Raw genomic sequence first — 7332 nt, 5'->3', positions numbered from 1 at the left:
GCGGGTACTTCTTCGGGGCGGCCATGGCCTCGGGTCCTCTCATGAGGCCCATCTGACCCGCTGTCACCATCCGCCGCATCTCGGGGGAAGCTCACTCCTTGTTATGACGCAGCCTGGGGAGGAGTACTGGCGACCCCAACGAGTGATCCGGACTGAAGCAGGATGCCCCCGGCCTGCACGACCGGGGGCATCCGTTCCTGGCGGCGTGTCAGCCTAGGGGCACACTCACGAGCGGCTCCCACTCGTACATCCGCCGGTCGCGGTGCAACACGATCAGCTCGGCGGTGGCCACCCGGAAGGTGGCCGGGTAGGAGGTGACGGTCTCCAGCGCGGCGGCGGCTGGCGCAGCCGGGCCGTTCGCGTTCGAGTAGGCCACCGAGACGTGCGGGCGGAAGCCGTCCGCTGCTTCCGGGACCTTGCTCCAGAGGTCGCCGATACCGGCACGGATCGCGGTGCGGACGGCGTCGACTTTCGCCGAGGGAGACGCCTTGAGGAGGAGCGCTTCGGGGGTGACGATGGCCGGTCCGAGTGCCAGGTCGAAGGCTGGGACCTTTGCCAGGTGGACTGCGGCCGCAGCCGCGATGGCCCGTGCCTCGCTCTCGCTGACCTCGCCGACGAACCCGATCCCCTGCATGGTCAGGTGCAGCCACGGGTCGGGGATCAGGTCCAGTCCGGCCACGTCGGCGAGCGCGTGGCGATAGTCGGCTGCGAGCTGGTGGACGTCAGGCGCATCCGCGAAGGTCAGGTGCCAGGTGTAGAAGCGCCGGCCGACGGACCAGCCGGGACGCCACCACCAGTGGTCTGCCATGCGCTCGGGAGTGTCAGTCATGTTCTGTGATCCAAGCAGTAGTTGGTGCCCCTGGCGAGAGGGCCAGGGCGGCAGCGGACTCACGGCAGAAGACGTCGACGGCACCCTGCAGGTGCAGCCCTCCCCTGCTGTCGGCCATCGGTGACCTGGCGGCCGCCGAGGCCAGCTCCCGCAGCCGCTGGAGTACGGGTGCGGTGCGGTGGTCGCCGGGCAGCGCCAGCACCGGGGCAATGGCGGCGGCCACTTCGTCCGTGTCGCCGGACAGCAGGAGGGCGCCAGCACGGGTGATGTGCAGCTGGGCCTCGGTGCCATAGGCACGGATGCTCTGGCGGGCGAGCTCGGCCAGGCCGTGGTCGGCGTGCGCGAGCGCGGCCTGAGCCGTGCCGCCGCGCAGGTGAACGGAGGCGCCGTAGTTGGCGTGCCGGGCCGACGCGCAGGAGAACAGGCCGCCGATGTCGTCGTTGGCGGGCTGCGCGAGCTCCTGGTCCCCGGCATCCGCCGCCCGCTGCAGGGCCGATTGCGCTTCGCGGTGGGCGCCGAGCTCCGCCCAGGCATCCGCTTCCTGGCACGTCAGAAGGATGGCTGCGGTGCCGGGCGGCCGGCAGGCTGCTCCGCGCTGGGCGTGCTGGACAGCCTCACGCAGACGACCGGACCAGAACGACACCTTGCTGCGCGTCGAGCACACCCAGCCGCGCAGGCCGGGATGGTCGGCGAGCTCGGCGCACAGCCAGGCCGTGCGGCCGGGATGGTCGGCGAGCTCGGCGCACAGCCAGGCCGTGCGGCCGGGATGGTCGGCGAGCTCGGCGCACAGCCAGGCCGTGCGGCCGTGGGTCTCGGCCTGGGCGCGGTAGCCGAGGTCGCTGCTCATCCAGGCCAGCAGTCCGCAGAGGTATCCGGCGATGACGTACAGGTCCCTGCTCTGGGTGGGGCGCTGATGGCCCTCCAGTAGCCCGAAGACGCGGTCGCGCATGGCTCTGGTCTGGGCTAGCACGAGCATCGGGTCCTCGGTGAGGTAGGCCGCCGCCAGGTACTGGGTGTCGGCCTGGAGTTGCTCCAGCGCGATGTTGCCGATGTTGGATGCTTCCGCCCACTGTGCCCACTGCGCCGATTCACGGGCGGCGACGTCGACCAGCTCCGGGCCGCTCAGCGGCACCGTGACGGTGCTGGGCGTCTGGGGCGGGGTGTCCTGGGGCGTATCGGCCCGGTGCCGCAGAAGGCGCAGGTCGACGTCGGGTAGTGCCCGCCGGTCGTCGAGGTCGAGCAGGTCGTCGAGGTCCGTGCCGTACAGCTCGGCAAGGACGGCCAGTACGGGCAGGGTCGGTCGACGGCCCGAGCTGCCCGGCCACTTCTCCCACTTGCCCACCAGGCTCGCGTCGGCGGCCGGCCCTCCGCCAGGGCGGCTACCGGCGATGTCGTTGAACGCGTCGGCGGCCTGCTGGGTCGTCATGCCGTGCGCGTGCCGCCACGCCTCGCGGGGCCGCAGACCGAATCTGGCGCGCATCTCGGCGGCGATCGCCACGAGCGGGGCGCCGGCGGTGAGCATCTCGGCGCGCAGCGACTCGCGGTCCGCTTTGGACCCGGGCTTGGGGCGAGGGGGCATGAAGGCTCCGGAAAGGGGAGTGCGGAGGTGGCCCGACGCACCCACGGTAGCGACGCGATTACTCCAGCCGGGGCCCCTTGGCTCATCCGGCCTGCTTTCCATGTCCAAGAATCGGTCCGTGATCTGACGTTTCGGCAGGTGATCGGTCTGGACGGCTGCCCGGAAAAGCCGGGCGCCGCTGCCCGTGACCGCTCGCGTCGCAGACGGGACCGTAGGAGCGTTCCCCTTCCCGCCTCTCGATCCGGCAGGCCGCGATGACCCTCGACCACGGGCTCAGCCTCATGACGCCACCCGCCCCCGCCCCGCTGACCGCCCAGGCGCCCGCCGAACCGGGCCGCTCCGGCCAGGACCACCGGGGCCACTCCCGTGGGTCCCGGTCAGACCGGGTGGCCGCGCGAGCGGCGGCACAGCGCAAGGAGGCAACACCGCCCGGCCTCTGGCTCGCCTCGTCGCTCGGTCCGGAACGCGACCGGGCCATGGTGGAGTGGATCGGCCAGCCGGAAGGCCTGCTCCTGTTGCCCTGCGGGGTGGACTGGGACGTGGTCCGCGTCCCGGCCGACATCGGTCTGCCGGTCCTCGACCGGCTGCTGGAGGGACCCGACTTCGTCGGCCCGGTTCTGCACGACGGCCGCGCCGACCTCGTGTACTGGCTCGTGACGCGCGGCCGCGCCGCGTTGTGGAGAGATCACCACCCCGACGTCCGGTTCCTGACCATCGGCAGCCATCTGGCAGCGCCCGCTCCCGAATACGGGCCGTTGAACACCCGGGTCGTCTGGAAGCACTGGCCGCTCACCTGCGGGACGACCGAGCCGGTCCAGCTTGCGGCCGCCCTCGCCGACCGCCTCCGCGAAGCCGCCGGCGACGAGCGGTAGCCACTCCGCCCAGGCCGCCGGAGTCGCTGCGGCGTCCACCGGGCGCCGCCCAAGAACGTCGGCACCCGCCGACTGCTCAACACCACAACCCACAAGGGAGTACGACATGGTCAGCACCTCGAAGAAGACGGCGCCCACGAAGGTCGACCCGAAGCGCGTGGCTGCCCTCCAGGCGAAGGTCAGCCGCTTCGTCGGCACCGGCACCCTGGCCGCCGCCCCGCACAGCTACCACCACTGAGTGACCCCCGGGAGGGGGCGGCCGCTGGACCTGCCGCCCCTCCCGGGCCTGTGACCGGCCCGCGAGAAGAGAGGCAACCCGTGGACACCCGCCTGGAGCTGACGTTCCTGGGCCACCAGACCTGGCTGGTCCAGGGCGGCGGCCACCACGTCCTGATCGACCCCGTCCTGATGCCCGCATTCGGCCTGCCCGGCGCCGAGTGCCGGGTGTGGCCGCCGCGCGACATCGACGCCAGCCTGATGCCCCGGCCCGACGCAGTGGTGCTCACCCACGAGCACCTCGACCATTTCCACCTGCCGTCGCTGGACCTGCTCGCCCGCACCGTGCCCATCTACACCGGACCGCTGCTGCCCGCCCCGGTGGAGGAGGCCATCACGAAGCTCGGGTTCACCGTGCGCCGGCTCGACCACACCGAGCCGATCGCCCTCGGCGACCTGCGCGTGACGCTCTTCCCGGCCGGCGCGCGCACCTTGTGGTGGGAGGACCGAGTCGTCCAGCCGTGCCTGCAGGTCGGCGACGGCCCGTCGGTGTTCATCGCGGTGGACGCCGACATCTCCGACCTCTACATCGAGCAGGTCGCCGAGGGCACCCAGCCGGTGCCGCGGATGGCGGTGATCTCCAACAACTCCCAGATCGTCCCGCCCGGAATGCCCGCCTCCTCCATCAACCTCCTGCCCGGCCTGGACGGAACCCGGCACAAGACCGGCCTGTCGGTACTCAGCCAGCTACTACTGGAGGTCCTCGCCCCGCTGAACGGAGTGCGGGACGTGGCGCTGTGCGGCAACGGCTTCCTCCCGCCGAACAGCCCCCACGGGCCGTTCCTGTACAGCGACCATCCCACGATGGCCACGGCCGCAGGCGGCCTCCAGCACCTGTTCGAAGTCCACGGGCCCCGCCCGGGGGACCGGCTGACCGTCTCCGCCACCGAGAAGGTCCTGCGCGACCAGGTCGGCTGGGTGCGCATCGACGAGGACTTCGAGTACGAGTCCCTCATCGCGCACGCCGCCTTCCTCGCCGACCCCGGCGACATCACGCTCGCGCCGCTGGCTGCCCCGCCGGCCGACTGGGACCAGGCCCTGGCCCAGATCCGGATCGAACTGCCGCGCCTGGGCCGCGAACTGCTGGCCACCGGCACCGGCGCGCTGGCGTGCAGCATCCACGAGTACCTCTCCGGTCCGCTCGGCGCCCACCGAGCCGTCCTGCGCCTGCTGGACGGCCCCGGCGGCCAGCTCCTGCAGTTCGCATGGGACGTCACCACCGCCTCGTTCACCCAGGTCGAGCCGACCAGCCGTGACGAGGCCATGGCGCTCTACCCGTTCGGCGCCGAGCTGCACTTCCAGGACTACGCCGCCCTGCTACGCGGACACCTTCAGGTCTGGGACGTGGCCGGCGGCGCGATGGAGTGCTGGCACATCGGCGCACCCCTCGACAGCCCCGTCTACGCCTTCTTCCGCGTCTACGGTGAGCACCAGCGCCCAGACCTCGCCGCTCTTTCCTACGCGCACCTGGCCAGCGCGATCCCCGCATCGGCGGGCACCCGGTGACCACGGCGCCGGCCACCGCCGCCGAGGCACTGGCGGGCCTGGCCCGCATCCGTCCCGCCGGCTGGCTGGCCACCCCGATGCCAGCCGACCCGGATACCCTCCTCGCCCGGGCCCGCCAGGCGCTGGCCGCCGACCACCCGGGTGTGGACGGGACGCTGCGCTTGGTCAGCGCCCGGTACACCGCCGCAGTGTTCACCGTGCACCAAGCGACCGGCCCACTGACCCTCAAACTCCACGCCGACCCGATCGCCTACGCAGGGGAAACGCTGGCATACGCGCTGCTAACCGGGACAGCGACCATCCCGCACCTGCACGCGGAAGGCGACAGCTCGCTGTCGCTGCTGCTGGAGCATCTGCCCCACCCGACCGACTGGTCCGACGCGGCGACGCCCGCCGTGCTGGCCGAGCGCATCGCCGCCGTCCACACCGCCAGCCTCCGGCTGCCGCAGTACGCCACCGAGGCGATGACAGAGTTCTCCCTCGCCCACCTGGCCCTCGCTCCGGCCCCGGCCTGGATCGCCGATGCGACGGCGTGGAGCGACGTGCTGGCCGCGCACCATGACGCCTACGGCCCCGCCCTGGTACCGCTCGGCCACCTCGACCTCAAACCTGAGCACCTGCGCCTTCGGGCCGACGGCACAGTGGTCCTGCTGGACGTGGAGACCGTACGCCCGGACGTGACCGGGCTGATCGACCTCGTCACTCTCCCCGCCGTCTACCGCCAGGCCGGCCACGAGATGCACCCGGCAAAGGTCATGGACCTCTACCTGAACGCCACCGCCGCGCACGGCGCGAGCTGGACGACCAGCTCGCTGAAGGCCGCGCTGCGCGCATTCACCGCAGCCACCGGGCTTCAAAGCCTGCACGGCCTGGACCAGTAGGCCATCAAACGCCGAGGCGCCCCCGCCAAACCTGTCGGTTCGTCAACGGGGGTGCCTCGGTGTCGGTCTACGGACCGTCGATACCGACGATCGTGCCGAACGGGTCGCGCAGCTGCGCGATGCGGCGGCCCGGCTCGATCTGGAGGGGGCCGCGGTGGTGCTCGCAGCCGGCAGTCAGCAGCCACTCGCGTGCGCGGTCCACGTCGTCCACCGACCAGTAGACGACCGGGCTGCCGCCCCTCGGATTGCGCTCGTCGTCGGCGGGATGGAAGCCGAGCTCGACACCAGCGATCTCCACCCAGGCGTAGACGGCGCCCGTGTCGCTGACGTCCAGCTTCACCGGAACGTCCAGGAGTTCGCCCCACCAGCGGGCCGACGTCTCCGGATCATCGGCGAAGACCATCACCGTACGTACGCTCTTGAACACAGGCCACCTCCAGTGGGGTGCCATCCTATGGTCCAAGCCCATTGGTGGAGAGCCAGACCGAGAGAAGACGATCGGCGGCCTGCCGTGGATGCCACCGCCGGGATCGGCCTTGTAACTCCCCTGGCCGCCCTGGCCGCTACGGCGGCACACGGGTCTGGATGGGCTGGGCAGGCGGCCAGATCGTGTCCCCGAGTTCGCGGCAGTGGGGGGACCTCTTAACGACAAATGGCCTCGCACCCCGGGGATCGGCGGTGCGAGGCCATTGTGGGCGCTCAGGAGCGTCTAGCTCCGGTTGCTGCCCAGCGCCGGTTCACACGGCGATCGGGTTGGGCTGGGTGACGCAGCCCGATCCGAAGACGACCAGTCCTCTGGTGGGGATGTTGGTGCCGGGGAGGAAAGCGGTCCCACCGGCCTCGCTGACTGAGTTGGCGCAGTACTCCTGCAACAGGGCTGATCCGGTTTTGCGCAGGATGATCGGGCCACCGCCAGGGTAGTTGACCACGCCGTGCTCGGCGTCGGTCTGCTCGGGCGTTTGGCACACGACCCCGAGGCGGTTCGGAACTCCGGGCAGGCCCAGTGCCGCAGCAGCGCGCTTGATTGCGTCGATGTCGGTGCCCAACGGCGGCTTGTCAAGGTTGACCACCCCGACGCAGCCCAGGGCCGGTGTGGGCGTATCCGCAGGGGCGGCGCTGGCGGTCGGGGCGAAGGCGAGGCTTGCGGCGAGGGCGAACGAAGCGGCCATTACGGGAAACTTCTTCATGCGACCCAGGATCATCTTCACGTCAGGCGAAGATGCGATCGTTGGCCCTGCTATCAGCCCATCGGGTGAATGCGACCAGGCGCCGATGAGTTCGGCGTCACTCGCCCCTGAACCGCCCCGGGTTCGGTAGAGATCTCAGGTTGTGGCTGTGACCAGGGGTTTCGTGGTCGCCAGGTAGTAGTTGGTCTCGTATTCGGCGGGT

At 71.2% G+C, this 7332-nt stretch carries 8 protein-coding genes; 4 read left to right on the top strand and 4 right to left on the bottom strand.

Annotated elements, in window-relative coordinates; all coding sequences use genetic code 11:
* Window positions 1-208 precede the first annotated feature (208 nt).
* Complete coding sequence (locus ACWDAK_RS40185; RefSeq protein ID WP_427396240.1) at window positions 209-829, bottom strand: 2'-5' RNA ligase family protein; 621 nt, start codon at window positions 827-829, stop codon at window positions 209-211.
* The gene (locus ACWDAK_RS40180) at window positions 822-2408 is read right to left on the bottom strand and encodes an XRE family transcriptional regulator (RefSeq protein ID WP_427396239.1); all 1587 of its coding nucleotides are present in this window, start codon (window positions 2406-2408) and stop codon (window positions 822-824) included. The genes ACWDAK_RS40185 and ACWDAK_RS40180 overlap by 8 nt, the downstream gene beginning before the upstream one ends.
* 254 nt (window positions 2409-2662) lie before the next feature.
* On the opposite strand from ACWDAK_RS40180, the gene ACWDAK_RS40175 reads away from it, so the two are divergent.
* The 4 genes from ACWDAK_RS40175 to ACWDAK_RS40160 all read left to right on the top strand — a co-directional run bounded on the left by ACWDAK_RS40175 (window position 2663) and on the right by ACWDAK_RS40160 (window position 5943).
* Window positions 2663-3280: a hypothetical protein gene (locus tag ACWDAK_RS40175; protein ID WP_427396238.1), complete on the top strand. Its 618-nt coding sequence runs from the start codon at window positions 2663-2665 to the stop codon at window positions 3278-3280.
* Window positions 3281-3386: 106 nt separating this feature from the next.
* On the top strand, window positions 3387-3518 hold the full coding sequence (locus ACWDAK_RS40170; protein WP_427396237.1) for a hypothetical protein: 132 nt from the start codon (window positions 3387-3389) through the stop codon (window positions 3516-3518).
* A gap of 80 nt (window positions 3519-3598) precedes the next feature.
* Window positions 3599-5062: an MBL fold metallo-hydrolase gene (locus tag ACWDAK_RS40165; protein ID WP_427396236.1), complete on the top strand. Its 1464-nt coding sequence runs from the start codon at window positions 3599-3601 to the stop codon at window positions 5060-5062.
* Window positions 5059-5943 (top strand): hypothetical protein, encoded by an 885-nt coding sequence (locus tag ACWDAK_RS40160; protein WP_427396235.1) that lies wholly within the window; start codon window positions 5059-5061, stop codon window positions 5941-5943. Before ACWDAK_RS40165 ends, ACWDAK_RS40160 begins: the two co-directional genes overlap by 4 nt.
* Before the next feature lie 67 nt (window positions 5944-6010).
* Here ACWDAK_RS40160 and ACWDAK_RS40155 read toward each other — a convergent pair whose 3' ends face one another.
* Together ACWDAK_RS40155 and ACWDAK_RS40150 are read right to left on the bottom strand one after the other, a co-directional pair.
* Window positions 6011-6370 carry a VOC family protein gene (locus ACWDAK_RS40155; protein WP_427396234.1) on the bottom strand — a complete coding sequence of 120 codons (360 nt, stop codon included), beginning with the start codon at window positions 6368-6370 and terminating at the stop codon, window positions 6011-6013.
* Between the two features lie 310 nt (window positions 6371-6680).
* A complete protein-coding gene (locus tag ACWDAK_RS40150) occupies window positions 6681-7151 on the bottom strand; it encodes a hypothetical protein (RefSeq protein ID WP_427396233.1) in 471 nt (156 codons plus the stop codon).
* Between the last annotated feature and the right edge of the window lie 181 nt (window positions 7152-7332).

The organism is Kitasatospora sp. NPDC001175 (genome assembly GCF_053598215.1).
This window is presented reverse-complemented; position numbering and strand designations above follow the sequence as displayed.